The sequence below is a fragment of the Streptomyces roseifaciens genome (assembly GCF_001445655.1).
GTDB classification, from domain to species: Bacteria; Actinomycetota; Actinomycetes; order Streptomycetales; family Streptomycetaceae; genus Streptomyces; species Streptomyces aureoversilis.
The window spans coordinates 1,086,185-1,110,739 of sequence record NZ_LNBE01000004.1 but is presented as its reverse complement, the minus strand read 5'-3'; the positions used below and the strand labels follow the sequence as shown (position 1 = coordinate 1,110,739).

Genomic DNA, 24,555 nt, shown 5'->3' with positions numbered 1-24,555 from the left:
GCGTATGCGGGGCGGGGCGCGGGACTACTTGCGCATGACCTCCGGCTCGTGGCGGCGCAGCAAACGTGCGACTGCGAAGCCACAGGCGACGCCGATGACGATCAGGGCCACGATGTCGATCGTCCACTGGGTGGCGGTGTGCTCCCAGAGCGGGTCGAGCTTGGGGGGCCTGGTCTTGTCGAACGGGGCCATGACGTGCGAGAGGTCCAGCGTGGTGCCGACGCCGGCGATGGCCCAGCGGGCCGGCATCAGCCAGGCGAACTGCTCGATGCCCGGCGAGTCGTAGATCTTGAACAGGATGCCGGTGAAGACGACCTGGACGATCGCGAACATGACCAGCAGCGGCATGGTCTTCTCGGAGGTCTTCACCAGCGCGGAGATGACCAGGCCGATCATCATGCAGGTGAAGCCCAGGGCGATGATCACCAGGCAGAGCTCGAGGGCGGGCGCCGCCTTGAAGACCAGGCCGTTCTCCGGCAGCTTGCGGACCGAGAAGCCGATGGCGCAGATGAGGGCACCCTGCACCGCGGTGATCATGCCGAGGACGACCACCTTGGACATCAGGTACGCGGAGCGGGACAGGCCGACGGCCCGTTCCCGTTCGTAGATCACCCGTTCCTTGATCAGCTCACGGACGGAGTTGGCGGCACCGGAGAAGCACATGCCGACCGCGAGGATCAGCATGATCGTGCCGGCGTCCTGGTTGAAGTGCCCCTTGGTCGCCGGGCCGAGGCCGAAGTCGGACGGGATCACCGTGCTGACACCGCCGAGGACGGCCGGGAGGAGCAGCATCAGGGCCATGAAGCCGCGGTCCGAGGCGATGACGGAGACGTAGCGGCGCATCAGCGTCCACAGCTGGGAGCCCCAGCTCTGGGCCTTCGGCGGGCGCACCATCTGCGGCTGGACGTGCACCGACTGCGGGGCGACGGCGTCGATGTCGGCCGCGTACATCTGGTAGTGCTGCGAGCCGCGCCAGCGGCCCGACCAGTCGTAGTCGCGGTAGTTCTCGAAGGCCGAGAAGACGTCCGCCCAGGTCTCGTAGCCGAAGAAGTTGAGCGCTTCCTCCGGGGGGCCGAAGTAGGCGACGGAACCGCCGGGGGCCATGACGAGCAGCTTGTCGCAGAGCGCGAGCTCGGCGACGGAGTGGGTGACCACCAGGACCGTGCGGCCGTCGTCCGCGAGGCCGCGCAGCAGCTGCATGACGTCGCGGTCCATGCCCGGGTCGAGGCCGGAGGTGGGCTCGTCCAGGAAGATCAGCGAGGGCTTGGTCAGCAGCTCCAGGGCCACCGAGACGCGCTTGCGCTGGCCGCCGGAGAGGGCGGTGACCTTCTTGTCCTTGTGGATGTCGAGCTTGAGCTCGCGCAGCACCTCGTCTATCCGGGCCTCGCGCTCGGAGGCCGCGGTGTCACCGGGGAAGCGGAGCTTCGCCGCGTAGCGCAGCGCCTTCCGGACGGTGAGCTCCTTGTGCAGGATGTCGTCCTGCGGGACGAGGCCGATGCGCTGGCGCAGCTCGGCGAACTGCTTGTAGAGATTCCGGTTGTCGTAGAGGACGTCGCCCTCGTTGGCGGGCCGGTAGCCGGTGAGCGCCTTGAGGAGGGTGGACTTGCCGGAGCCGGAGGGGCCGATGACGGCGATCAGCGACTTCTCGGGGACGCCGAAGGAGACGTCCTTGAGGATCTGCTTGCCGCCGTCGACGGTGACCGTCAGGTGGCGGGCGGAGAAGGAGACGTCGCCGGTGTCGACGAACTCCTCCAGCCGGTCGCCGACCAGGCGGAAGGTGGAGTGACCGACACCGACGATGTCGTTGGGGCCGATGATCTGCTGGCGGACCGGCTGACCGTTGACGTAGGTGCCGTTGTGGCTGCCGAGGTCGACGATCTCGAAGCGGCCGTCGCCGGTGGAGCGGAACTCGGCGTGGTGCCGGGAGACCTGGAGGTCGGAGACGACCAGCTCGTTCTCCAGGGCACGACCGATGCGCATCGTGCCGCGGCCGACGGCCATCTGGTGGAAGCTGGTCGGGCTGCGGTCGCCGTAGACGGGCGGGGCGCCGCCCTGCGAGGGCGTGCCGCCGTGCGCCGGGGGCTGGTGCGCGCCGGGTCCCGGCTGCTGGGGGACGTACGCCTGCTGCGGGGGCTGCTGCCAGCCGCCGGGCTGCTGGTGCTGCTGAGGCTGCTGCGGGTGCTGCTGGTACTGCCCCGGCTGCTGCCAGGCGCCGGGCTGCTGGTGCTGCGGCGGCTGGTGCGGCGTGTGCTGCGGCGGAGCCTGGTGCAGCGGCGCGGCCATGGCGGTCTGCGCGCTGTAGAGGTCCGCGGCCGGGACGCCGGCCCCGGCGCCGGCGGCACCGGCGCTCAGGTTCAGCCGCGGGCCGTCCGTCGCATTGCCCAGGTGCACCGTCGAGCCGGGGCCGATCTCCATGTGGTGGATCCGCTGGCCCTGCACGTACGTGCCGTTGGTGCTGCCGTGGTCCTCGATGACCCAACTGCGGCCCTCCCACCGTACGGTGGCGTGCCGCCACGAGACGCGGGCGTCCTGCAGCACCATGTCACCCTGCGGATCCCGCCCGAGGGTGTAGGACCTGGACGGATCGAGCGTCCAGGTCTGTCCATTCAATTCCAGTACGAGTTCCGGCACTCCATGCCCCACTACTTGTCCCCCGATGAGCCCCCTGCATCAGGGAGTCTAGGGATGGCGAACATCGGGAGGAACTATTTCAGGCACAGTCCCCGAACCGAAAGTCGGGGATTGCCGCGACCGTGTAACAGGCGCCGTTGACCGATCCGAAACATACCCTGAGAGTGGTTACCGCCATGGATACGTACGGATCATGCGCATCCGGGCAATAGCCCGGCTGCAGACCGGCACGGGGGGCCGTGATGACCGTGGACGGGGGCGGGCGCGGGGTGCGTCCGGCGGAGTTGTTGCTGACGTCGATTGCGGCTGTGAGCTGGTCTTTTCTGGCCATGGCGGGGATAGCGGCGCTCGGGCTGCACCTGCTCGGTGCGGATACGGCGGGCGCGCTGGGGCCGATGACCGCGGCGGTCGTCGTGCTCGCCGTAGGTGGATCACTCACGCCTTCGGGGGATATTGAAGCATTCGGCCTGAAGGGCGCCGGGGCGCACACCGCCATCGATATCGCGCCACTGGGAGTGAGCCTGGCGGGCGCCCTGTTGCTGGGAATGATCTTTGCGCGATCGTTGCGCCGGGCCGGTGCCACGATCGGCGCCGGAGAGCTCGCCGCGCGGGCCGGCGCGGTGATCGTGCTCTTCCTGCTCCTGCTCGGCGGCCTCGCCTGGGCCGGGGAGGATTCGATCACCATCGACGGGAGCAGCCTGGGCCTGGGGGGCGGCAAGGACGGCGGCGGGGGCGGAGGGGGCCCCAAGCTGGTGATCCCGGGCATCGGCGACGTCGGGGACATCGCGGGCGGGCTGCCGGACCGGCTCGCCGGCCTGGCCGACGCCAAGGCCGCCGTCGGCTTCAGCGTGCGGACGGGGCCCTCGCTGTTCGGGGGCGCCGTCTGGGTCCTGGGCATCCTGCTGATCGCGGTGCTGGGCTCGCGCCGGGCCCCGCTCCCCCGCGGCCTGCAGGCGCTGCACCGGGGCGTGCGCCCCGCGGTCTCGGCGCTGTGCGCGGTGCTGGTCCTCGCGGTGGCGGCGGGCGTGGCCGCCGCGGCGTACGCGGCGGCCGGCGACGACCAGCCGAAGCGGATCTTCGGCGCCGCGCTGCTCGGGGCGCCGAACGGGGTGTTCCTCGCGGTGCCGCTGGGGCTGTTCGTCTCCTGGCGCGGCACGGCCACGGGCGCACTGACCAAGGTGCTGCCCTCCCCGCTGGACGAGCTGCTGAGCGCGCGGGCCGAGGAGGCGGTCACGCTGGGGCGGCTGGCCGAGCTCGACAGCACGGTGTGGCTGCTGGCCGTCGCCTGTGCGCTGATGATGCTGGGCGTCGGGGTGCTCACCGCGGTCCGCGCGCCACGGGAGGGCCTGGGGCCGACGGCGTTCGCCGCGCGCTGCGCCGTGGCGCTGGGAGTGGCGACGGCCCTGGCCCTGCCGCTGCTGGTGCTCGCGACGCGGGTGAAGGCGGACGCGAGCCTGTCGGTGCTGGGCTTCGACGCCTTCGGGGCGGGCCTGGAGCTGCGCGGCAATGCGGCGATGGCGCTGGCGCTGGGCGCCGCGTGGGGCGCCGCCGCCGGGGCGCTCGGGGGTCTCCTCGCGTGCGCGACCGGCACGGCGGGGCGGCGGGCGGTGGCCTTCGGGCGGCCGGAGGCGGCCGCTGCGGCCCACCCGGCCGCGGCGGCGCCGCCCGGCCCGTACCGTCCCTCGCCGGGGCGGCCCGGGCAGGAGGACCCCAACCCGTACCGGCGTCCCGCGCGGGACGACACCAACCCGTACAAGCGCCCGCTCTTCGACGACCGCTCCAGTGCGCCGACGCAGACGGGCCGGCCGCTGCCGCCGCCCCGCCGGCCCCGGGGCAGCGGATACCGCTACGGGGCGCCGCCGCCGGAGGAGCCTCCGCCTCCGCCGCCCGGGCCCCCGCCGGGGCGCCGATGACGGCGTTCACGCCGTGTAGGCCATGCCTTGGGCATGTCTTCGCCGAGCGGTAGCCGGGACACCTGTGCGTATCCGGCGCGGGGCCCGATACGGTAAGAGGACCATGAGCGCATCGCAGACCTCGCCTGCCACCCCCGTCCCCGCCGACGACGAGCCGACCCTCCTCGTCAAGATCTTCGGGAAGGACCGGCCGGGCATCACCGCCGGGCTGTTCGACACGCTCGCCGCGTACGCCGTGGACGTCGTCGACATCGAGCAGGTCGTCACCCGGGGCCGGATCACCCTGTGCGCGCTGGTCACGGCGCCGGAGGGAGGCGGGAACGCCGAGGGCGAGCTGCGGGCCACGGTGCACAGCTGGGCCGAGTCGATGCGGCTGCAGGCCGAGATCATCTCGGGCCTGGGCGACAACCGCCCGCGCGGCACGGGGCGTTCCCACGTCACGGTGCTGGGCCATCCGCTCACCGCCGAGTCGACGGCCGCCATCGCGGCGCGGATCACCGGCACGGGCGGCAACATCGACCGCATCTTCCGGCTCGCCAAGTATCCGGTGACGGCCGTGGAGTTCGCGGTGTCCGGCGTGGAGACGGAGCCCCTGCGGACGGCGCTGGCCCTGGAGGCCGCGGTGCGCGGGGTCGACGTGGCGGTCGTGGCGGCGGGACTGCAGCGGCGGGCCCAGCGGCTGATCGTGATGGACGTCGACTCCACGCTGATCCAGGACGAGGTCATCGAGCTGTTCGCCGCGCACGCGGGCTGCGAGGCCGAGGTCGCGGAGGTGACCGCGCGGGCGATGCGCGGCGAGCTGGACTTCGAGGAGTCCCTGCACGCCCGGGTGGCGCTGCTGGCGGGGCTGGACGAGTCCGTCGTGGACAAGGTGCGGGCGGAGGTGCGGCTGACGCCGGGCGCCCGGACGCTGATCCGCACGCTCAAGCGGCTCGGCTACCAGGTGGGCGTGGTCTCCGGCGGGTTCACCCAGGTCACGGACGACCTGCAGGAGCGGCTCGGGCTGGACTTCGCCTCGGCGAACACCCTGGAGATCGTCGACGGCCGGCTGACCGGGCGCGTGACCGGGGAGATCGTGGACCGGGCGGGCAAGGCCCGGCTGCTGCGGCGGTTCGCCGCCGAGGCGGGCGTGCCGCTGGCGCAGACCGTGGCCATCGGCGACGGCGCGAACGACCTCGACATGCTCAACGCCGCGGGGCTGGGCGTGGCCTTCAACGCCAAGCCGGTGGTGCGCCAGGCGGCGCACACGGCGGTGAACGTCCCGTTCCTGGACACGGTGCTCTACCTGCTGGGCGTCACCCGCGAAGAGGTCGAGGCGGCCAGGACCCACGAGTAGGGGCCGGCGGACGTGCCCGCCGCAACGACGGGGGCGGGGCACCACGACGGCGAGGGTCCGGCGGAATGAGCGACGGCCGGAGTCGGTGCACGCACCTCATCCGCCGGACGGGCGCTACGCGTGGGGCGTCCAGAAGGCGACCAGCCGGCCGACGCCGTGCTCGACGGCCTTCCACGATCCGGTGAAGGCGAGCACCGCGATGGCGGAGGTGGGGAACCCGGTGCGGTTCAGCCGCGGCAGCAGATCGCCGTCGGACTCGCCCGCGAGGGCGTCGGCCAGGGCGTGCATGCCGGGGTTGTGCCCGATCATGACGACGTCCTGGACCTCGTCGGAGACCTCGTTGAGCAGGGCGATCAGCTCGCCGAGCGAGGCCTCGTACATCCGCTCCTCGTAGACCGTCCGGGGGCGCTGGGACAGCTCGGGGACGGCGAGCTTCCAGGTCTCGCGCGTGCGGGCGGAGGTGGAGCAGAGGGCCAGGTCGGGATCGATGCCGGAACCGGCGAGCCAGCGGCCTGCGACCGGGGCGTCCTTGCGGCCGCGGTCCGCGAGCGGACGTTCGTGGTCGTCCACGTCGGACCATTCGGCTTTGGCGTGCCGGAATACGACGATCCTGCGGGTCGGTTCGGAGCTCATGCCGTCCAGCTTCGCATGAAACCCACGGCGAGGCGCGGGGTGTTGAAAGGGTTGCACCCGAAGCGGCGCACGCGCCCCACCTGCCCTCACGGGGCTTCGTCGCCCAGCGCGAGCCGGACGAAGGCGACCACGCGGGCGACCGTGCCCGAGGCGGCGGGATCCGGACCGGAGTCCGCGGTGGCGGGAACGGCGAGCAGGGTGCAGAAGACGGTGAACGCCGCGGCGGCGAGCGCGAGGGCCCACCAGGGCAGCCGCGTCTGCACGGTGCCGGGAGTCCGGGCTTTCGTACCGGCGGGCATGGGATCGCCTCCGAGCTGTTCGGTGCACCGCCCCGTCGCGGTGTACTACGAACCTACGGAGAACGGCGCCCCGCTCCCATCCGGTGGACCACCCACTTGCCCCTGACCTGTCCCCCCTAGGGGATGGGGGGTTAGCCCCACCATCGCCTGGAGGCAGACCGGAAGAGGACGCCCGGCCGAGGCCGGGGGGGGAGGCCGGGGTCAGGGGGAGAAGACCGTCGCAATGACCGAGATGACCACCGTGATGCCCAGCATCGCGCCGAGGATCGTCAGCAGGGTCTTCTGACCGTTCTTGGGGTTGGGATCGAGCACAGGCTGCATGCGACCAGTCTCCCACCCCGCGCGCGGGCGGCCGCGTCCGGGTCAGAGCTCGTCCTCCACGGTGCGGGCGCGCCCGGCCAGCACGCCCGCCACGACCTGAGGCACCATCAGCGCGGCCATCAGCGCGAGCGGCACGTCCCAGCCGCCCGTGCGCTCGTTGAGCCAGCCCACGAGCAGCGGGCCGGGGATGGAGATCAGATAGCCGGTGCTCTGGGCGAACGCCGACAGCCGCACCACGCCCCCGCCGGTGCGGGCGCGCATGCCGATCAGCGTCAGGGCGAGCGTGAAGGCGCTGTTGGACACGCCCAGCAGCACGGCCCAGGCCCAGGCGCCCGCGGCCGGGGCCAGCCACAGCCCCGCGTACCCCGCCAGCCCGAAGCAGGCCAGGGCGACGACGAGGACGCCCTGGTGCGGCAGGCGGGCGGCGAGGCGCGGCAGCACGAAGGCGAGGGGGATGCCGGTCAGCATCGTGACGGCGCTCAGGATGCCCGCGGCGGAGGCGGACACCCCGGCGTCGCGGAAGATCGCCGGCATCCAGCCCATGACGATGTAGGCGCCGGTCGCCTGGATGCCGAAGAAGATGCCGAGTGCCCAGGCGGTGGGGCTGCGCGTGATGCTGGTGCGGGCAGCGTCCTGGGCGGCGGCCGCGGGGGCGGCGGATCCGTCCGTACGGCCGCGGCGGGCGGCCACCATCCACAGCAGCCCGGCCGCGGCGGCGAGCAGCGCCCACGAGCCGAGGCCGAGGCGCCAGCTGTGGCCCATCGCCCCGGCGAGCGGCACGGTGCCTGCGGCGGCCGCCGCGGCACCCGCGGCGATGGCCATGGAGTACAGGCCGGTCATCGGGCCGACCCGGTCGGGGAACCAGCGTCTGACGGCCAGGGGCATCAGGACGTTGCTGACGGCGATGCCCGCGAGCGCGAGCACGCTCAGGGCGAGGAAGCCGGAGACGCCGCCCGCGTACGGCCGCAGGGCGAGACCGGCGGCTATCGCCGCCATGCCCGCGCAGACGACGGCCGCGGGGCCGAAGCGGCGGGCCAGCCGGGGCGCGGCGAGGCCGAAGACCGCGAAGCAGAACGCGGGCACGGACGTCAGCAGGCCCGCCACGGTGCCGCTCATGCCGAGGTCGGCGCGGACCTCCTTCAGCAGCGAGCCCAGGCTCGTCACGGCGGGGCGGAGGTTGAGCGCGGCAAGGACGAGGCCGGCGACCAGGAGCCGGGCCGCCCAGGCGGAACCCGGAGCGCCCTCCCCCGCCGGTGCGGGGGCCTGCAGCGGGCCGGCGGGGTCGACTGCGGCGGCGGCCTCGGCCGCTCTCAGGTCTTCGTCTGCCGTGGATGCCATGACGGCATCATAGATAGAATCATGGGATGAATGGAGGCTGTCGATGCCACTGAACTCGCCCAAGCGCTCCCGCCTCGTCGACCAGGTCATCGCCGGGCTGCGCAGCCAGATCACGTCCGGTGAGTGGCCCGTCGGCTCGCGCATCCCCACCGAGCCGGAGCTGGTCGAGCAGCTCGGCGTCGCGCGCAACACCGTGCGCGAGGCCGTGCGCGCCCTCGCGCACAACGGCCTGCTGGACATCCGGCAGGGATCCGGCACCTACGTCATCGCCACGAGCGAGCTGGCGGGCGTGATGAACCGCCGCTTCGCCGACGCCGACCCGCTGCACGTGGCCGAGCTGCGCAGCGCCCTGGAGGCGTCGGCCGCCCGGCTCGCGGCCCGCCGGCGCACCGAGCAGGACCTGGTGCAGCTGGCGGCGCTGCTGGAGCGGCGCGAGGAGGCGTGGCGCTCGGGCGACGCCGAGCGGTTCGTGGAGGCGGACGCCACGCTGCACACGGCCGTCGTCTCCGCCGCGCACAACGAGGTGATGGCCGAGGTGTACGCGGACCTCGGCGGGGTGATGCGCGACTTCCTGCGGGCCGGTGTGGGGACGGCGCTGCAGCCGGAAGGGCTCGTCGACCACGGGCGGCTCGTCGCGGCCATCGAGGAGGGGGACGAGGAGACCGCGGGGGCGGAGGCGAGCGCGTACCCCTTCGGCTGCCTGGGCGCGGCGGAACCGGCAGGCTGACGCTTCGGGCGGCTCCGGCAGTCCGCGGGTGGTCAAGCAGTCTTGAGCGGGGCGGTGGGTCACCAGCAGTCTCAAGCAGGGCTGTGGGTCACCCAGGCGTGGCGTATCCCCAGCCAGCAGCGCTGGCTGAGGGCGACGTGCCCGGCGGGGCCGACGGTGGCCTGCGCGGTGTCCATGTCCGGGTCCCACCAGCGCACGCACTCGATGTGCAGCTGGACGTGGTCGGTGGTGGCGTTGCCGTTGAAGCAGTGGGTGGTGGCGTGGGAGCCGTGGACGCGCGTGCGGCACTCGGCGTGCCGCGGGACGGGCGGAGCGGCCGGGGCGGCGGCCGCAGCCGGGGACACCGGGGCCGTCGAGCCGGCCAGGGCCGCGGCGGCGATCAGCAGGGCCGCGGTGCGGCGGAGCGGGGAGCTCATGCGCGTACCTCCTCCCGCCCTTCAGTGTGCGGGGGCGGGCTCCGGCGCACGAGCCGGAAAAGCCCGGTGCCCGTTCCGGCGTAGCGGAACGGGCACCGGGCGTGCGCTTCGGGGCTCAGGAGCCCATCATGTGCGCCGGGACCTCAGCCGTGGGCTCGGGCGCCCGTCCGGCGAGTGGGTGCTAGGCGCCCATCATGTGCACGCCACCGTCGACGTGCACGATCTCGCCCGTGGTGCGGGGGAAGAAGTCCGACAGCAGACCGACGACGCCGCGGCCCGCCGGCTCCGGGTCGGCCAGGTCCCAGCCGATGGGGGCGCGGTGGTTCCACACGTCCGCGAGCTCCTCGAAGCCCGGGATGGACTTGGCGGCCATCGACTTGATCGGACCGGCGGAGACCAGGTTGCAGCGGATGCCCTTGGGACCGAAGTCACGGGCGAGGTAGCGGTTGGTGCCCTCGAGGGCGGCCTTGGCCACGCCCATCCAGTCGTACTTCGGCCAGGCGATCTGCGCGTCGAAGGTCAGACCGACGATCGAGCCGCCCTCGCGCATCAGCGGGAGCAGGGCCATGGCCAGCGACTTGTAGGAGTACGCCGAGACCTGGACGGCCGTGGAGACGTCCTCCCAGGTGGCGTCGAGGAAGGTGAAGGCGCCCTGCGGGCCGAAGGCGATGGAGTGCACGATGCCGTCGAGGGCCACGCCCTCGCCGAGGTGCTCGCGCACCTTGTCGGCCAGGCCGTCCAGGTGCTCCTGGTTGCTGACGTCCAGCTCGATGACCGGCGCGGGCTTCGGCAGCCGCTTGGCGATCCGCTCGACCAGGGAGAGCCGGCCGAAGCCGGTCAGGATGACCTCGGCGCCCTCGTTCTGGGCGACCTTGGCGGCCTGGAAGGCGATCGACGACTCCGTGAGGACGCCGGTGACCAGGATGCGCTTGCCTGCAAGGATTCCACTCATGACGTTCAGTGACCCATGCCCAATCCGCCGTCGACAGGAATGACGGCTCCAGTGATGTATGCGGCCTCGTCGGAGGCGAGGAAGCGGACCGAGGCGGCGATCTCCTCGGGCTGCGCGTAGCGCGCGAGCGGAACCTGCTTGGTGATGCCCTCGCGCTGCTCGTCGGTGAGCACGCGGGTCATGTCGGTGTCGACGAAGCCGGGGGCGACGACGTTGCAGGTGATGTTCCGGGAGCCCAGCTCACGGGCGATCGAGCGGGCGAAGCCCACCAGGCCGGCCTTGGAGGCGGCGTAGTTGGCCTGGCCCGCGGAGCCCAGCAGGCCCACCACGGAGGAGATCAGCACGACGCGGCCCTTGCGGGCGCGCAGCATGCCCTTCGAGGCCCGCTTGACGACCCGGAAGGTGCCGGTGAGGTTGGTGTCGACGACGGAGGTGAAGTCGTCCTCGGACATGCGCAGGAGCAGCTGGTCGCGGGTGACGCCGGCGTTGGCCACCAGCACCTCGACCGCGCCCTGCTTCTCCTCGATCTCCTTGTAGGCCTGCTCGACCTGCTCGGGGTCCGTGATGTCGCACTTCACGGGGAGGCACCCCAGGTCCAGGAGGGCGGCCGGCGGCTCTCCCGAGCGGTAGGTGAAGGCGACCTTGTCGCCCGCCTCCGCGAAGGCGCGGGCGATGGCGAGGCCGATGCCCCGGTTTCCTCCGGTGACCAGAACCGAGCGGCTCAAAGGACCACCCTTCCTTCACGTGTAGCTGCCAGCTGGCTGCCATTGGTCGTCTGTACCGTACGAAAACTATCGGGCCGAGGCCTCTGACGTGCAGCCCGCCCCTAACAGGAGCACATGGCGGACCCTGTGGGGTCCCTACAGAAAGCAGAGCTGCGAGGCCCGTCCGGACCCGTGCGGGGGGCATTCCCCGATCCGCCCCTGAACTGGGCAAAAGCCCGGGACCATGGGCGGCGGGGCGTGATTCACTGCGTCCTCGGGAGACATTGCATGCCTAGGGGAGGCCATCCGTGCCACATGAAATCGACGAGTCGTTCCTCGCGCTGCCGCTGCGGCAACTCGCCGACGCGGCCCTCGCGCGCGCCCGCGCGCTGGGGGCCGACCACGCGGACTTCCGCCTGGAGCGGGTGCGCAGCGCCTCCTGGCGGCTGAGGGACGCCCGGCCGGCCGGCACCTCCGACACCACCGACCTGGGGTATGCGGTGCGGGTGGTGCACGGCGGGAGCTGGGGCTTCGCGGCGGGCGTCGAGCTGACGATGGACGCGGCGGCCCGGGTGGCGGGGCAGGCCGTGGCGATGGCGCGGCTGTCGGCGAAGGTGATCGCGGCGGCCGGCTCGGACGAGAGGGTGGAGCTGGCGGACGAGCCGGTGCACGCCGACCGGACCTGGGTGTCGTCCTACGAGATCAACCCCTTCGACGTGCCGGACGCGGAGAAGGGCGAGCTGCTCGCGGACTGGAGCTCGCGGCTGCTGGCGGCGGACGGGGTGGCGCACGCGGACGCCTCGCTGCTGACCGTCCAGGAGAACAAGTTCTACGCCGACTCGGCGGGCACGACCACCACCCAGCAGCGCGTCCGGCTGCACCCGCAGCTGACGGCGGTCGCGGTCGACCCCGCCACCGGCGGCTTCGACGCGATGCGCACCATCGCGCCCCCGGCCGGCCGCGGCTGGGAGTACCTGACGGGCACCGGCTGGGACTGGGACGCCGAGCTGGCGGAGATCCCCGCGCTGCTGGCCGAGAAGATGCGCGCCCCGAGCGTCGAGGCGGGCTCGTACGACCTGGTGGTCGACCCGTCCAACCTGTGGCTGACGATCCACGAGTCGATCGGCCACGCCACCGAGCTGGACCGCGCGCTGGGCTACGAGGCCGCGTACGCGGGCACGTCCTTCGCGACCTTCGACCGGCTGGGCTCGCTGAAGTACGGCTCGGAGCTGATGAACGTCACCGGCGACCGGACCGCCGAGCACGGGCTCGCGACCACCGGCTACGACGACGAGGGCGTCGAGGCCCAGTCCTGGGACCTCGTCAAGGACGGCATCCTGGTCGGCTACCAGCTGGACCGCCGCATCGCGAAGCTGACCGGCTTCGAACGCTCCAACGGCTGCGCGTTCGCCGACTCCCCCTCCCACGTGCCGGTCCAGCGGATGGCCAACGTCTCCCTGCAGCCGGCGCCCGGCGGGCCGTCGACCGAGGAGATGATCTCCGGCGTCGAGCGCGGGATCTACGTGGTCGGCGACCGCTCATGGTCGATCGACATGCAGAGGTACAACTTTCAATTCACAGGACAGCGGTTCTATCGCATCGAGAACGGCCGGCTGGCGGGGCAGCTGCGGGACGTGGCCTACCAGGCCACGACCACGGACTTCTGGGGCTCGATGACGGCCGTCGGCGGGCCGCAGACGTATGTCCTGGGCGGCGCGTTCAACTGCGGGAAGGCCCAGCCCGGGCAGGTCGCGGCCGTATCCCACGGCTGCCCCTCGGCCCTCTTCGAGAACGTCAACATCTTGAACACCACCGAGGAGGCGGGTCAGTGAGCCCTCGTAACCAGCCGCACGAGATCGTCGAGCGCGCCCTGGAGCTGTCCCGTGCCGACGGCTGCATGGTCATCGCCGGCGAGCGCTCCACCGCCAACCTCCGCTGGGCACGCAACGCGCTCACCACCAACGGCGTCACCCGCGGCCGTACCGTCACGGTGATCGCCACGGTGGACGGCGCCGAGGGCACCGCCTCGGGCGTCGTCTCGCGGTCGGCCGTCACGACCGCTGAGCTGGAGCCGCTGGTGCGGGCCGCCGAGGCCGCCGCGCGCGAGGCCGGGCCGGCCGAGGACGCCCAGCCGCTGGTGTCGGGCGTCCCGCACTCCCCCGACTTCACGGCCCCGCCCGCCGAGACCTCATCCGCGGTCTTCGACGGCTTCGCTCCCGCGCTCGGCGAGTCCTTCGCCGGTGCCCGGGCGCAGGGCCGCGAGCTGTACGGCTTCGCCCTCCACGAGGTCTCCTCGTACTACCTCGGCACGTCCACCGGGCTGCGGCTGCGCCACGACCAGCCGACCGGGTCCCTGGAGCTCAACGCCAAGTCGCCGGACGGCACCCGTTCCGCGTGGGCGGGCCGGGCCACGCGCGACTTCACCGACGTCGACCCGCAGGCCCTGGACGCCGAGCTGGCGCAGCGCCTCGCGTGGGCCGAGCGGAAGATCGAGCTGCCGGCCGGGCGGTACGAGACGCTGCTGCCGCCGAGCGCCGTCGCCGACCTGCTCGTCTACCAGATGTGGTCGGCGGCCGCCCGTGACGCCGCCGAGGGCCGGACGGTCTTCTCGAAGACCGGCGGCGGCACCCGGGTCGGCGAGAAGCTGTCCCCGCTGCCGCTGACGCTGCGCAGCGACCCGCACGCCGCGGGCCTGGAGTGCGCGCCGTTCGTGCTCACGACCAGCTCGGGGGACGACGCGTCGGTCTTCGACAACGGCCTGCCGCTCGGCCCGACGGACTGGATCCGCGACGGCGTGCTGGAGCACCTGGTCACGACGCGGCACAGCGCCGGGCTCACGGACCTGCCGGTCACCCCGCTCGTGGACAACCTCATCCTGGACGCGGGGGGCACCGGCACGCTCGACGAGATGGTCGCGGCCACCGAGCGCGGCCTGCTGCTGACCTGCCTGTGGTACATCCGCGAGGTGGACCCGGCGTCGCTGCTGCTGACGGGGCTGACCCGGGACGGCGTCTATCTCGTGGAGAACGGCGAGGTCGTCGGCGAGGTCAACAACTTCCGCTTCAACGAGTCCCCGGTGTCGGTGCTCTCGCGCGCCACCGAGGCGGGCCGCACCGAGCCGACGCTGCCGCGCGAGTGGGGCGACTACTTCACCCGGGCCGCGATGCCCGCCCTGCGCGTGCCGGACTTCAACATGAGCTCCGTCAGCCGGGGCGTGTGACCGCAGGAGGCGACCGCAGGGGGTGTGACAGCCGGGACGCGGCACCGGGCCGAATAGACTGGTCCGCGTCCACCTGTCCCCCGCTCGCATACGTCTTCCGTATGCGTCCCTTTTCTTCTCCGTCCGTTTCTCATCCGTCCCATCGATCCCCAGGAATGTCATGACACGCCTCGGCGAATCCGTCGCCCGCGCCGGTGAGCTCCTCGCGCAGGACCTCTCCTCCGACCAGACCGTCCAGCGGCTGCTCCAGGAGACGGGCTCGCGGCGCTATCTCGATCTGACGGATCTGTCGGCGAAGGAGCAGGCCGAGCTGATCGCCGCCCGCACCGTCGAGGTGCTGCCGGGTGTGGACAAGCTGGCCGAGCGCATCGAGGAGCGGCGCGCGGCGGGCAAGGGCCTGCAGCTCAAGCTGGGCATCGACCCGACGGCGGCCGACGTCCACCTGGGCCACGCCGTGCCGATGATCATCCTCAGCCGCTTCCAGCGCATGGGCCACGACGTCACCCTCCTGATCGGTGACTTCACGGCCAAGATCGGCGACCCGACGGGCCGCACGGCCGAGCGCCCGCCGCTGACCGACGAGGACATCGCGAAGAACCTCGCGGGCTACCGCGAGCAGGTCCGCCCGTTCTTCGACTTCGAGAAGGTCACGTTCGTCCAGAACAGCACCTGGCTGGCCCCGTACACCTTCCCGGAGCTGCTCGGCCTGCTCTCGCAGGTGCCGGTCTCGCAGCTGCTGCAGCGCGAGGACTTCCGCAACCGGCTGGCGGCCGGGTCGGGTCTGACGATGTCGGAGCTGCTGTACCCGATCGCCCAGGGCCTGGACTCGGTCGCGCTGGACTGCGACGTCGAGCTGGGCGGCGCCGACCAGCTGCTGAACCTGCAGATGGGCCGCAAGCTCATGGAGCTGAAGGGCCAGCGGCCGCAGCTCGTCGTCACCATGCCGCTGATCGAGGGCACGGACGGCACGGGCGCGAAGATGTCCAAGTCCAAGGGCAACTACGTGGGCCTGTCGGCTCCGGCCGACGACGTCTTCGGCAAGATCATGTCGGTTCCGGACCGGCTGATGGAGCCGTACCTGAAGGCCTGGACCGAGTGGACGGACGAGGAGATCGCCCTCGCGCTGTCCCGGGTCGAGCAGCGCTCGCTGCACCCGATGGACCTCAAGAAGATCCTCGCGGGCGAGGTCGTGGCCGCGCTGTACGGGATCGAGGCGGCGATGACGGCCCGGGCCGGGTTCGTCGCGCAGTTCTCGAAGAAGAGCTTCTCCGACGTGGAGACGCCCGTGGTGGAGCTCTCGGAGCACGGCGCCTCGCCTGCGACGGCCGTGCTCAGCCAGGTCCTGGGCTTCCAGCCGTCCGCCTCGGCGGCCCGCCGGGTCGCCAAGCAGAACGGCCTGCGCCTCGTGGTCGAGACGGACGGCGGCCAGGAGGCCGTCGTGCTGGCCGAGGCCGACGCGATCCGCCCGCTGGGCGAGGTCGTGGCGGAGACGGTCGCCGGGGTCGCCGGGGCCGGGCGGGTCTACCTCAAGGCCGGCCGGAAGATCGCCGAGCTGCGGTAGGGCTTTCGCCGGCAGGGACGAAGACTCGGTGAGGCCCGTGCGCGAGCTGCGCACGGGCCTCACCCGTCCGTCACGCCGCGTGTCTCCCGCCGCTCCTGTTGCCGCGCACCGCGACCCACAACCGGTCGCCGATGCCGACCACGAGGACCGCGCCCGCCAGCTGCAGCAGGTGCCGGCCCCAGTCGATGCCCTTGGTCTCGTTGATGCCGAGCCCGGTGGCGGCCCAGTTGCCGAGCACGCTGCCGATCATGCCCAGGACGATCGTCAACCAGAGGGGTACCTGCTGTTTGCCCGGCAGGATCGCCTTGGCGATCAGGCCCAGGACAAGTCCGACGATGATGGCCCACAACCAGCTCATGTCGCCTCCTCAGCGGCGCGATGTGCCGTGCCCCGCCATTCTGGGGCCACTGTGCGTACGGCGCACGCCGGAGCCGTCCCTCCGCCGCGGTGCGGCTGTGGAGTACGCAGCCGCAGGTCGGAGCGGGGACGGCGGGGGACCCGCTCTCGTACCCGGCGGCCACGCGGCGTAACGTGGAGGGTGTCCCGCCTCAGGGCGTGCGGGCACGGTGGATCAGGTGGTGGAACGTGATGCGGAAGCAGGGCGGGACGGCGGTCTTCAGGATCACCGGCGCCCGTCAGGGGCTGGCCGAGGACGTGCGCGGCCGCCAGCGTCGCTACGTCATCTCGATGCTGATCCGCACCCTGTCGGTGGTGCTCACCGTGGTGCTGTGGAACGTCGAGCGCTATGTGGCGGTGGGCACGCTGATCCTGGGCGCCCTGCTGCCCTACGTGGCGGTCGTGATCGCCAACGCGGGCCGGGAGAACGCCCCTTCGCTCCCCGGCACGTTCGTACCGGCACCGACGCGGCCGGTGCTGATGCCCGGTCCGGGCGAGGAGAGGGCGGAATCCGTCCCGGAAGCCGCCCCCGGCCCCGAGGGCGATCAAGGGCGTGACCACGGCTGATGCCCCGCGGGGGCACGGCGGGTGGTGGCGCGCTCGGCAAAGCTCAAGAAAACCTCAGATCAATCATGTGGTTTCAGTGCCGCGCGCCGGGCACCCCGTGACATACTTCCTAAGCGCTCCGCATCCCCCGTCGGAGCGACAGACCGACGCCGGGCGGCTCCCCCCGTGGCTGCCCGGCGTCGCCGTGTCTGCACACGGTTCGTAGAGTCAGGGGTGTGAATTCCCCCGATGACGCCGTGATCTGTTCCGCCAAGGGCTGCCGCGCCCCCGCCGTGTGGGTGCTGGCGTGGAACAACCCCAAGCTGCACACCCCCGACCGCCGCAAGACGTGGCTCGCGTGCGACGAGCACCGTGAGCACCTGTCCAACTTCCTCGGCCTGCGCGGCTTCCTGAAGGACGTGGTGACGCTGGCGGAGTGGGAGGCCTCTCCGCGCACGTAGCACGCGGTGCCGGGCCCCGGCGGGGCTCAGCGCCCGGGCGGGGCTCAGCCCCCGATCGCCGACATGGGCCGCTGCGGCTGCAGGAAGGACGGGTCGTCCAGACCCGACCCCGCCTTCTTCCCGTGCATCGCCTGCTTCCACCGCCCGGCTATCTCCTCGTCGGTGGCCCCGGAGCGCAGCGCCGCGCGCAGGTCGGACTCCTCGCGCGCGAACAGGCAGTTGCGGATCTGTCCGTCGGCGGTGAGGCGGGTGCGGTCGCAGGCGCCGCAGAAGGGCCGGGTGACGGAGGCGATCACGCCGACGCGGCCGGGCCCGCCGTCGACGAGCCAGCGTTCGGCGGGGGCGGCGCCGCGCTCGTCGGCGCCTTCGGGGGTGAGGTCGAAGCGGGTGGCCAGGCTCGCCAGGACGTCCGCCGCGGTGATCATGCCGTCGCGGCGCCAGCCGTGCTGGGCGTCGAGCGGCATCTGCTCGATGAAGCGCAGTTCGTAGCCGTGTCCGAGGGCCCAGGCCAGCAGGTCGGGGGCCTCGTCGTCGTTGAGGCCGGGCATCAGCACGGCGTTGATCTTGACGGGTACGAGGCCGGCGGCGCGGGCGGCGGCGAGGCCGTCGAGGACGTCCTGGTGGCGCTTGCGGCGGGTCAGCTTCTGGAAGACGTCGGGGCGCAGGGTGTCGAGGGAGACGTTGACCCGGTCGAGGCCGGCGTCGGCCAGGGCCGTCGCGGTGCGCGCGAGGCCGATGCCGTTGGTGGTGAGGGAGATCCGGGGACGCGGCCGCAGGGCGGCGCAGCGCTCGACCAGGGAGACGAGGCCGGGGCGCAGCAGCGGCTCGCCGCCGGTGAAGCGGACCTCGGTGACGCCGAGGGAGGTCACGGCGATGCGGACCAGGCGGACGATCTCGTCGTCGGTGAGCAGGTCCGGCTTGGCGAGCCACTGGAGGCCCTCTTCGGGCATGCAGTAGGTGCAGCGCAGGTTGCAGCGGTCGGTCAGGGAGACACGGAGGTCGGTGGCGACGCGACCGTAGGTGTCGATGAGCACGCTGCGCCTCCTGCGGACTGGGCTTGAACGTTCGTTCGCTGTCCGCAGCGTACGTGATGGGCGGTGACGGTGGGTCTTCGCGGACTTGAGCGGGCAGGCGCCGGGCGTCGGACGCCGGACGGGCTCACCGGCCCGTCCGGCGCCGCGGCGGGCGGCGTCAGTGCGCGCCGTAGCCCGTGAGGGAGCGGACCTCGAGCTCGGCGTACTTCGCGTCCGCCTCCGGCTGCGGCTTGGACAGCAGCGAGCCGAGCCAGCCCAGCAGGAAGCCGAGCGGGATGGAGACCAGGCCGGGGTTGCCGAGGGGGAAGAAGTCGAAGCTCATCCCGGGGAAGAGCGCCTTCTCGTTGCCGGAGACGACCGGGGAGAAGATCACCAGGCCGACGGAGGAGATCAGCCCTCCGTAGATCGACCACAGGGCCCCCTGGGTGGTGAAGCGCTTCCAGAAGAGGCTGTAGAGGATCGTGGGGAGGTTGGCGGAGGCCGCGACGGCGAAGGCGAGGGCCACGACGGCGGCGGCGTTGAGCCGGTGGGCGAAGATGCTCAGCAGGATCGCGACCGCGCCGATGACGACGGCGGCGCACTTGGCGGTGCGGAGCTCCTCCTTCTCGCTGGTCTTCCCCTTACGGATGACGTTGGCCCACAGGTCGTGCGCGAAGGAGGCTGACGAGGCCAGCGTGAGGCCCGCGACCACCGCGAGGATCGTCGCGAAGGCGACGGCGGAGATCACGGCGAGGAGGACCGCGCCGCCGGTGGATCCGGCGCCGCCGCCGACCTCCCGGGCGAGCAGCGGGGCCGCGGTGTTGCCCGAGGGGTCCGAGGCGGTGATGGACTTCGAGCCGACGAGGGCGGCGGCGCCGAAGCCCAGGGCGATGGTCATCAGGTAGAAGGCGCCGATGATGCCGATGGCCCAGTTCACGGACTTGCGGGCGGCCTTGGCGGTGGGCACGGTGTAGAAGCGGATGAGGATGTGCGGCAGGCCGGCGGTGCCCAGGACGAGGGCGAGGCCGAGCGAGATGAAGTTGAGCTTGGTGGTGCCGTCCTTGCCGTACTGCAGGCCCGGTTCGAGGAAGGCCTTGCCCTTGCCGCTCTCCTCGGCTGCGCGCCCGAGCAGGGTGGAGATGTTCCAGCCGACCTTGTTGAGCACGAGGACGGTGATGAGCAGGGTGCCCAGGATGAGCAGGACCGCCTTGACGATCTGCACCCACGTGGTGCCCTTCATCCCGCCGATGGTCACGTAGAGGACCATTACCAGGCCGACCAGGGCGATGATCCAGCGCCGCGAGCTCTCGCCCGAGGCCCCGAGCAGGAGCGCCACGAGCGCGCCCGCGCCGATCATCTGCGCGAGCAGGTAGAAGATCGAGACGACGATGGTGGAGGTGCCGGCGGCGGTGCGTACGGGGCGCTGCTTGAGCCGGTAGGCGAGCGCGTCGGCCATGGTGAAGCGGCCGGAGTTGCGCAGCGGTTCGGCGACGAGCAGCAGGGCGACCAGCCAGGCGACGAGGAAGCCGATGGAGTAGAGGAATCCGTCGTAGCCGAAGAGGGCGATGGCGCCGGCGATGCCGAGGAAGGACGCGGCGGACATGTAGTCGCCGGAGATGGCGAGGCCGTTCTGGAAGCCGGTGAAGGAGCGGCCGCCGGCGTAGAAGTCGGTGGCGTCCTTGGTCTGCCGCCCGGCCCAGACGGTGATGGCGAGGGTGGCGGCGACGAAGACGGAGAAGAGCGTGATGATCAGGGTGCGGTGCTCGCCCGCGGCACCGGCCGCGAGGGGGAGGCCCGACTGCAGGGCGCTGGTCATGCCGGTCGTTCCCCCGCTTCCAGACGGGCCCGCAGGGCCTCGGCCTTGGGATCGAGCTTCGCGGCCGCGTGCCGCGAGTACCACCAGGCGATCAGGAAGGTGGTGAGGAACTGGGCCAGCCCCAGGACGAACGCCACGTTGATGTTGCCCATGACCGTGGTGCCCATGAAATCGCCCGCGTAGTTCGAGAGCAGGACGTACAGCAGATACCAGGAGACGAAGGCGATGGTGAGCGGAAAGGCGAACGAGCGCTGCGCGCGGCGCAGTTCGCCGAACTCCGCGCTCGACTGCAGCGTGCTGAAACGATCGTTCCCGGCCGCGGGCGGGGCGGCCTGGGTGGTCGATGGGCCGTCGGGCTCGTCCGGCCCCTGTGTAGTCGTTGGTGCGGTGTCCACGGTCTCTCCTGACAAGGGGGGTGTGAGGCGCGAGCCGATGGCTTGTGATCCGGATCACGCATCGTAGAGGCAGGTCGCAGTATGCGACAGGGGGAAGGTGCGTAATTCGGCAGCAGCTGCCGCCGGGGGCGACACCGCCCGCCCGCGGTGTCGTTGACCCTGGTGTGAGCGATGCGCCTCCTCCCACCCCGCCGTCCCCCGGTCGACGACCGTTCGGGATCGTCAGGTTGACGGCGCCCATAGCGGCGGTGACGACCGGCCGGTCCGTCCCCCTCCCGAGAGCGGGGCGGTGGTTCGGGCCCCGGGTGCCGCTTCCGCCGCTGAGCATCGACGGGCTGCGCGACAGCGATCTCACGCCCTGACGCGGCCCTCTTCCGGAGGGTCTGCCCAGAGGGTTTCCGGGAGGGCTTTCCGGGGGCTTTTCCGGAGGGAGTCGTTCCGAACTCCCCCCGGCTCTGCGCCATTTGTTGCCGGGTCATGGCCACTCAGGGCGTTTGTTCCGGAATGCATTGCCCGGTGCCATGATCGGCGCTAGCTTCACTCGTCATGTACCCGTCCGCGCGCGACCTGCGCTCCGGCGGTTTTCGGATGATGTGGAGAACCCATGGCTCCTCTGCGTTCAAGACGGCACGCCCTGCTGGCCGTTCCCGTCGGTCTCGCCCTCACCGCCTCGCTCGGCCTCCTGCCCGGAGTGGCCGCCGCCGCCCCGCAGCCCGAGCCCCGGGCGAAGACGGCCGCCACGGACGGCCCCCTCCTGTCGTACGTGGTGAACACCGCCACCGACCGCGCCACCCTCGCCAAGGTGAAGAAGGCCGTCGCCCGGGCCGACGGCAGCATCGTGGAAACCTACGGGCGGATAGGCGTGATCGTCGCCCACTCCAAGAACCCCGGCTTCGCCGCGGCGCTGCGCGCGGTCCCCGGCGTGCAGTCGGCGGGCGCCACCCGCACCGCGCCGATCGCCCCGGCCGGCACCACCGACGTGGGCAAGCCCGAGAAGGTGAAGCTGCCCAAGGGCAGCGCGGCGGCGGCCGCCCGTCAGCAGGCCGGCGGCGCCGAGCCGCTGGAGGACCTGCAGTGGGACCTCCCCGCCATCAAGGCCGACCAGGCCGCGAAGATCAACCCGGGCAGCCGCAAGGTCACCGTCGGCGTCATCGACACCGGCGTGGACGACACCCACCCGGACCTCGCCCCCAACTTCTCCCGGAGCCAGTCGGCGAGCTGCGTCACCGGCAAGGCCGACACCAGCCCCGGCGCGTGGCGGCCGTACGACCCGGCGGAGGACTACCACGGCACGCACGTCGCCGGGACGATAGCCGCGGCCCGCAACGGCGTCGGCGTCGCGGGCGTCGCCCCGAACGTCAAGGTCTCGGGCATCAAGGTGTCGAACAGGAGCAGCTTCTTCTACGCCGAGAGCGTGGTCTGCGCGTTCGTCTTCGCCGCCGAGCACGACATAGCGGTGACGAACAACAGCTACTACGTCGACCCGTGGCTGTTCAACTGCGCCGACGACCCCGACCAGAAGGCGATATCCGAGTCGGTCGCCCGCGCCACGAAGTACGCCCAGGACAAGGGCACCGTCAACGTCGCCTCGGCCGGCAACTCCAACTTCGACCTGGCCGCCAAGGAGATCACCGACACCTCCAGCCCCAACGACCGCGGCAGGCCGGCCGAGAACCGCAAGATCGACCCGTCCGTCTGCCTCGACGTCCCCGCCCAGCTGCCCGGCGTGGTCACGGTCTCCTCGACCGGCGTGAAGTCGGCGAAGGCCTACTACTCCAACTACGGCCTGAACCAGGTCGACGTGGCGGCCCCCGGCGGCGACAAGTACCAGGTCCCGGACCTGCCCGCCAAGGACGGTCGCATCCTCTCCACGCTGCCCGGCGGCGACTGGGGCTACCTCCAGGGCACCTCGATGGCCGGCCCGCACGTGGCCGGCGTGGCGGCGCTGCTGAAGAGCGCGCACCCCAAGTCGTCCCCGCAGGAGATCCAGTGGCTCCTCAAGGCGCAGGCCGACAACCCCGGCTGCCCCACGGGCCCGTACGACGGTGACGGCGACGGCAAGGTCGACGCCGTCTGCACCGGCAACAAGAACGTCAACGGCTTCTACGGCTTCGGCATCGTCGACGCCCTGGACGCGGTGCGCTGACGCTCGCGCTCGTCGGAGGAGGGGCCGGGCTGGAGCCCGGCCCCTTCCGCACTGCGGAGGAGCCCCTCGGCGAGCAGGACCTGCGCGCCGAGGTAGGTGAGCATGATCCAGAACTGGGCGGCGGGCGCCTGGGGCCATTCGGCGACGCCGGTGGCGATCAGGGTGTCCGACACGACGAACAGCGCACCGCCCGCCGCGGCGAGCGGCAGGGTGCGGGTCGCGTACAGCGCCATCGTGACGAGCAGCAGGCTGTAGAGCGCGACGGGCACCCGCAGCCCGGCCTCCAGGTCGGGCCACAGCAGCACGACGGTGCCGAGCCAGGCCGCCCCGTAGCCGGCGGCCAGCCCGCGGGTGCGGGCGCCGCCGGAGGTGCCGTGCCGCGAGCACAGCACGAGGTAGCAGGCGTGCCCGGCGGCGAAGGACGCCATGCCGAGCAGGAACGGCACGTCGCCGCCGATCTGCAGGAGCGTGTCGCCCCCGCATCCGAACAGCAGCGCCACGACGAGCAGCCGGGGCCCGCCTCGCACGAGGACGCACGCCGCGAGCAGGGGCATGAGGGCGGGCTTGGTGACGAGCGCGACCTCGGACCCGGCCGGCAGGGCGGCCAGGTGGGCGAGGGCGACGGCGCCGAAGAGGGCGGGAAGGGCGCGGGTGGGCCTCACGCGGCCTGCTCGTGGGCGGGGGCGGTTCCGGTGGCCGGGGTCCCGGCAGCCGCCGTCTCCCGGCCGGCAGCCGCAGCCTCCCGTCCGGCGTCCGGCGTGTCCCGCCCTGCAGCCGTCGCCTCCCGCCGGGCCGCCGGCTGCCAGCCCGGCCCCCGGAACACCCGCCCCAGCCGTTCCCGCCAGTCACGCGCCGCGCGCAGGTCGCGGGCGATGGCGGCGTACTCGTGCGAGGCGACGCGCAGCGGGTTGTAGGTGTCGATGTTCTTGGTCAGCCCGTAGACCGGCCGCTCGCCCTCGGGGACGAAGGACCCGAAGAGCCGGTCCCAGACGATGAGGATCCCGCCGTAGTTGCGGTCCAGGTAGCCGCCCTGCGAGGCGTGGTGGACCCGGTGGTGGGAGGCCGTGTTCAGGACGTACTCGAAGGGCCGGGGCAGCTTGCGCACCCGCTCGGTGTGCACCCAGAACTGGTAGACGAGGTTGGCGGACGAGCAGAAGGCCAGCGCGGCCGGGTGCACGCCCACGGCGATCATCGGCAGGTAGAAGGGCCACACCGTCAGCGTGGTCCAGGGCTGGCGCAGCGCGGTGGTGAGGTTGAACTTCCGGCTGGAGTGGTGCACCACGTGGCAGGCCCACAGGATCCTGATGACGTGGTGCCCCCGGTGCGACCAGTAGTAGAAGAAGTCCTGCACCAGGAGCATCAGCGGGAGCGTCCACCACAGCACGGGAATGCGCAGCGGCGTGAGCTCGTAGAGCGCGGTGTAGACGGCGACGATCGGAATCTTCCACAGCGCGTCGAAGACGAGACTGCCGACGCCCATTCCGATACTGGTCGCCGCGTCCTTGACCTCGTAGCCCGCGTCACCCGTCTCCTCGGCGGGATGCAGCCGGTAGCTCACCAGCTCCAGCACGGTGAGCAGGAGGAAGGCCGGTATGGACCACAGCACGACATCGGGAAGGTGCGGCATGGGCGCACGATAGGCACGTCATCAGCCGTGCCGCTAGGGGTAGTTACCCATCGGTATGAAATTGTGTTACCCGGGGTTCGCCGTACGGAGGGAGGGCCCGTCAA

Annotated in this window: 23 protein-coding genes; 9 read left to right on the top strand and 14 right to left on the bottom strand. The window is 72.1% G+C overall.

Annotated elements, in window-relative coordinates; genetic code table 11:
- Nucleotides 1–24: 24 nt before the first annotated feature.
- Complete coding sequence (locus AS857_RS22080) at nt 25–2,643, bottom strand: ABC transporter ATP-binding protein/permease (protein ID WP_079110560.1); 2,619 nt, start codon at nt 2,641–2,643, stop codon at nt 25–27.
- Nucleotides 2,644–2,873: 230 nt separating this feature from the next.
- Here AS857_RS22080 and AS857_RS22075 point away from each other — a divergent pair, with 230 nt between their 5' ends.
- Nucleotides 2,874–4,544 carry a streptophobe family protein gene (locus AS857_RS22075; RefSeq protein ID WP_058045016.1) on the top strand — a complete coding sequence of 557 codons (1,671 nt, stop codon included), beginning with the start codon at nt 2,874–2,876 and terminating at the stop codon, nt 4,542–4,544.
- Between the two features lie 103 nt (nt 4,545–4,647).
- Nucleotides 4,648–5,880, top strand: coding sequence for a phosphoserine phosphatase SerB (gene serB / locus AS857_RS22070; RefSeq protein ID WP_058045015.1), 1,233 nt, complete (start codon nt 4,648–4,650; stop codon nt 5,878–5,880).
- 114 nt (nt 5,881–5,994) lie between these two features.
- Here serB and AS857_RS22065 read toward each other — a convergent pair whose 3' ends face one another.
- The 4 genes from AS857_RS22065 to AS857_RS22055 form a co-directional block, all read right to left on the bottom strand.
- The gene (locus tag AS857_RS22065; RefSeq protein ID WP_058045014.1) at nt 5,995–6,513 is read right to left on the bottom strand and encodes a SixA phosphatase family protein; all 519 of its coding nucleotides are present in this window, start codon (nt 6,511–6,513) and stop codon (nt 5,995–5,997) included.
- Between the two features lie 86 nt (nt 6,514–6,599).
- On the bottom strand, nt 6,600–6,812 hold the full coding sequence (locus AS857_RS22060; protein WP_058045013.1) for a hypothetical protein: 213 nt from the start codon (nt 6,810–6,812) through the stop codon (nt 6,600–6,602).
- A 201-nt stretch (nt 6,813–7,013) separates the two neighbouring features.
- The gene (locus tag AS857_RS41970; RefSeq protein ID WP_256790788.1) at nt 7,014–7,133 is read right to left on the bottom strand and encodes an SGM_5486 family transporter-associated protein; all 120 of its coding nucleotides are present in this window, start codon (nt 7,131–7,133) and stop codon (nt 7,014–7,016) included.
- 42 nt (nt 7,134–7,175) lie between these two features.
- Nucleotides 7,176–8,471, bottom strand: coding sequence for an MFS transporter (locus AS857_RS22055; protein WP_058045012.1), 1,296 nt, complete (start codon nt 8,469–8,471; stop codon nt 7,176–7,178).
- A gap of 43 nt (nt 8,472–8,514) precedes the next feature.
- Between AS857_RS22055 and AS857_RS22050 the strand changes: the two genes are divergently transcribed.
- On the top strand, nt 8,515–9,198 hold the full coding sequence (locus AS857_RS22050) for a FadR/GntR family transcriptional regulator (RefSeq protein ID WP_058045011.1): 684 nt from the start codon (nt 8,515–8,517) through the stop codon (nt 9,196–9,198).
- 71 nt (nt 9,199–9,269) lie between these two features.
- On the opposite strand, the gene AS857_RS22045 is transcribed toward AS857_RS22050, so the two are convergent.
- The 3 genes from AS857_RS22045 to fabG form a co-directional block, all read right to left on the bottom strand.
- Complete coding sequence (locus tag AS857_RS22045) at nt 9,270–9,614, bottom strand: hypothetical protein (protein WP_058045010.1); 345 nt, start codon at nt 9,612–9,614, stop codon at nt 9,270–9,272.
- A 181-nt stretch (nt 9,615–9,795) separates the two neighbouring features.
- Complete coding sequence (gene fabI, locus AS857_RS22040) at nt 9,796–10,566, bottom strand: enoyl-ACP reductase FabI (protein WP_058045009.1); 771 nt, start codon at nt 10,564–10,566, stop codon at nt 9,796–9,798.
- 5 nt (nt 10,567–10,571) lie between these two features.
- Entirely contained in the window at nt 10,572–11,291 is a 720-nt protein-coding gene (gene fabG, locus AS857_RS22035; RefSeq protein WP_058045008.1) for a 3-oxoacyl-[acyl-carrier-protein] reductase, read from the bottom strand.
- Nucleotides 11,292–11,578: 287 nt separating this feature from the next.
- Between fabG and AS857_RS22030 the strand changes: the two genes are divergently transcribed.
- The 3 genes from AS857_RS22030 to tyrS all read left to right on the top strand — a co-directional run bounded on the left by AS857_RS22030 (nt 11,579) and on the right by tyrS (nt 16,051).
- Nucleotides 11,579–13,102, top strand: coding sequence for a TldD/PmbA family protein (locus AS857_RS22030; protein WP_058045007.1), 1,524 nt, complete (start codon nt 11,579–11,581; stop codon nt 13,100–13,102).
- Entirely contained in the window at nt 13,099–14,490 is a 1,392-nt protein-coding gene (locus AS857_RS22025) for a metallopeptidase TldD-related protein (RefSeq protein WP_058045006.1), read from the top strand. Before AS857_RS22030 ends, AS857_RS22025 begins: the two co-directional genes overlap by 4 nt.
- Before the next feature lie 160 nt (nt 14,491–14,650).
- Nucleotides 14,651–16,051: a tyrosine--tRNA ligase gene (tyrS, locus tag AS857_RS22020; protein ID WP_058045005.1), complete on the top strand. Its 1,401-nt coding sequence runs from the start codon at nt 14,651–14,653 to the stop codon at nt 16,049–16,051.
- A gap of 70 nt (nt 16,052–16,121) precedes the next feature.
- Here the strand turns inward: tyrS and AS857_RS22015 are convergent, their stop codons facing one another.
- The gene (locus AS857_RS22015; protein ID WP_058045004.1) at nt 16,122–16,409 is read right to left on the bottom strand and encodes a GlsB/YeaQ/YmgE family stress response membrane protein; all 288 of its coding nucleotides are present in this window, start codon (nt 16,407–16,409) and stop codon (nt 16,122–16,124) included.
- A 230-nt stretch (nt 16,410–16,639) separates the two neighbouring features.
- On the opposite strand from AS857_RS22015, the gene AS857_RS22010 reads away from it, so the two are divergent.
- Entirely contained in the window at nt 16,640–17,014 is a 375-nt protein-coding gene (locus AS857_RS22010; RefSeq protein ID WP_058045003.1) for a DUF3099 domain-containing protein, read from the top strand.
- Between the two features lie 215 nt (nt 17,015–17,229).
- Nucleotides 17,230–17,454, top strand: coding sequence for a hypothetical protein (locus AS857_RS22005; RefSeq protein ID WP_058045002.1), 225 nt, complete (start codon nt 17,230–17,232; stop codon nt 17,452–17,454).
- 44 nt (nt 17,455–17,498) lie between these two features.
- Here AS857_RS22005 and moaA read toward each other — a convergent pair whose 3' ends face one another.
- From moaA to AS857_RS21990, 3 genes are all read right to left on the bottom strand, one after another.
- Nucleotides 17,499–18,488 (bottom strand): GTP 3',8-cyclase MoaA, encoded by a 990-nt coding sequence (moaA, locus tag AS857_RS22000; protein WP_058045001.1) that lies wholly within the window; start codon nt 18,486–18,488, stop codon nt 17,499–17,501.
- A gap of 157 nt (nt 18,489–18,645) precedes the next feature.
- Nucleotides 18,646–20,283, bottom strand: coding sequence for a solute symporter family protein (locus tag AS857_RS21995; RefSeq protein WP_058045000.1), 1,638 nt, complete (start codon nt 20,281–20,283; stop codon nt 18,646–18,648).
- Nucleotides 20,280–20,678 (bottom strand): DUF485 domain-containing protein, encoded by a 399-nt coding sequence (locus tag AS857_RS21990; protein WP_058044999.1) that lies wholly within the window; start codon nt 20,676–20,678, stop codon nt 20,280–20,282. Before AS857_RS21990 ends, AS857_RS21995 begins: the two co-directional genes overlap by 4 nt.
- Before the next feature lie 604 nt (nt 20,679–21,282).
- On the opposite strand from AS857_RS21990, the gene AS857_RS21985 reads away from it, so the two are divergent.
- Nucleotides 21,283–22,824, top strand: coding sequence for a S8 family peptidase (locus AS857_RS21985; protein WP_058044998.1), 1,542 nt, complete (start codon nt 21,283–21,285; stop codon nt 22,822–22,824).
- On the opposite strand, the gene AS857_RS21980 is transcribed toward AS857_RS21985, so the two are convergent.
- Both AS857_RS21980 and AS857_RS21975 read right to left on the bottom strand, forming a co-directional pair.
- The gene (locus AS857_RS21980) at nt 22,782–23,486 is read right to left on the bottom strand and encodes a lysoplasmalogenase (RefSeq protein WP_058044997.1); all 705 of its coding nucleotides are present in this window, start codon (nt 23,484–23,486) and stop codon (nt 22,782–22,784) included. The two genes, AS857_RS21985 and AS857_RS21980, sit on opposite strands and share 43 nt — an antisense overlap.
- A complete protein-coding gene (locus tag AS857_RS21975; protein WP_058044996.1) occupies nt 23,483–24,451 on the bottom strand; it encodes a sterol desaturase family protein in 969 nt (322 codons plus the stop codon). The genes AS857_RS21980 and AS857_RS21975 overlap by 4 nt, the downstream gene beginning before the upstream one ends.
- Between the last annotated feature and the right edge of the window lie 104 nt (nt 24,452–24,555).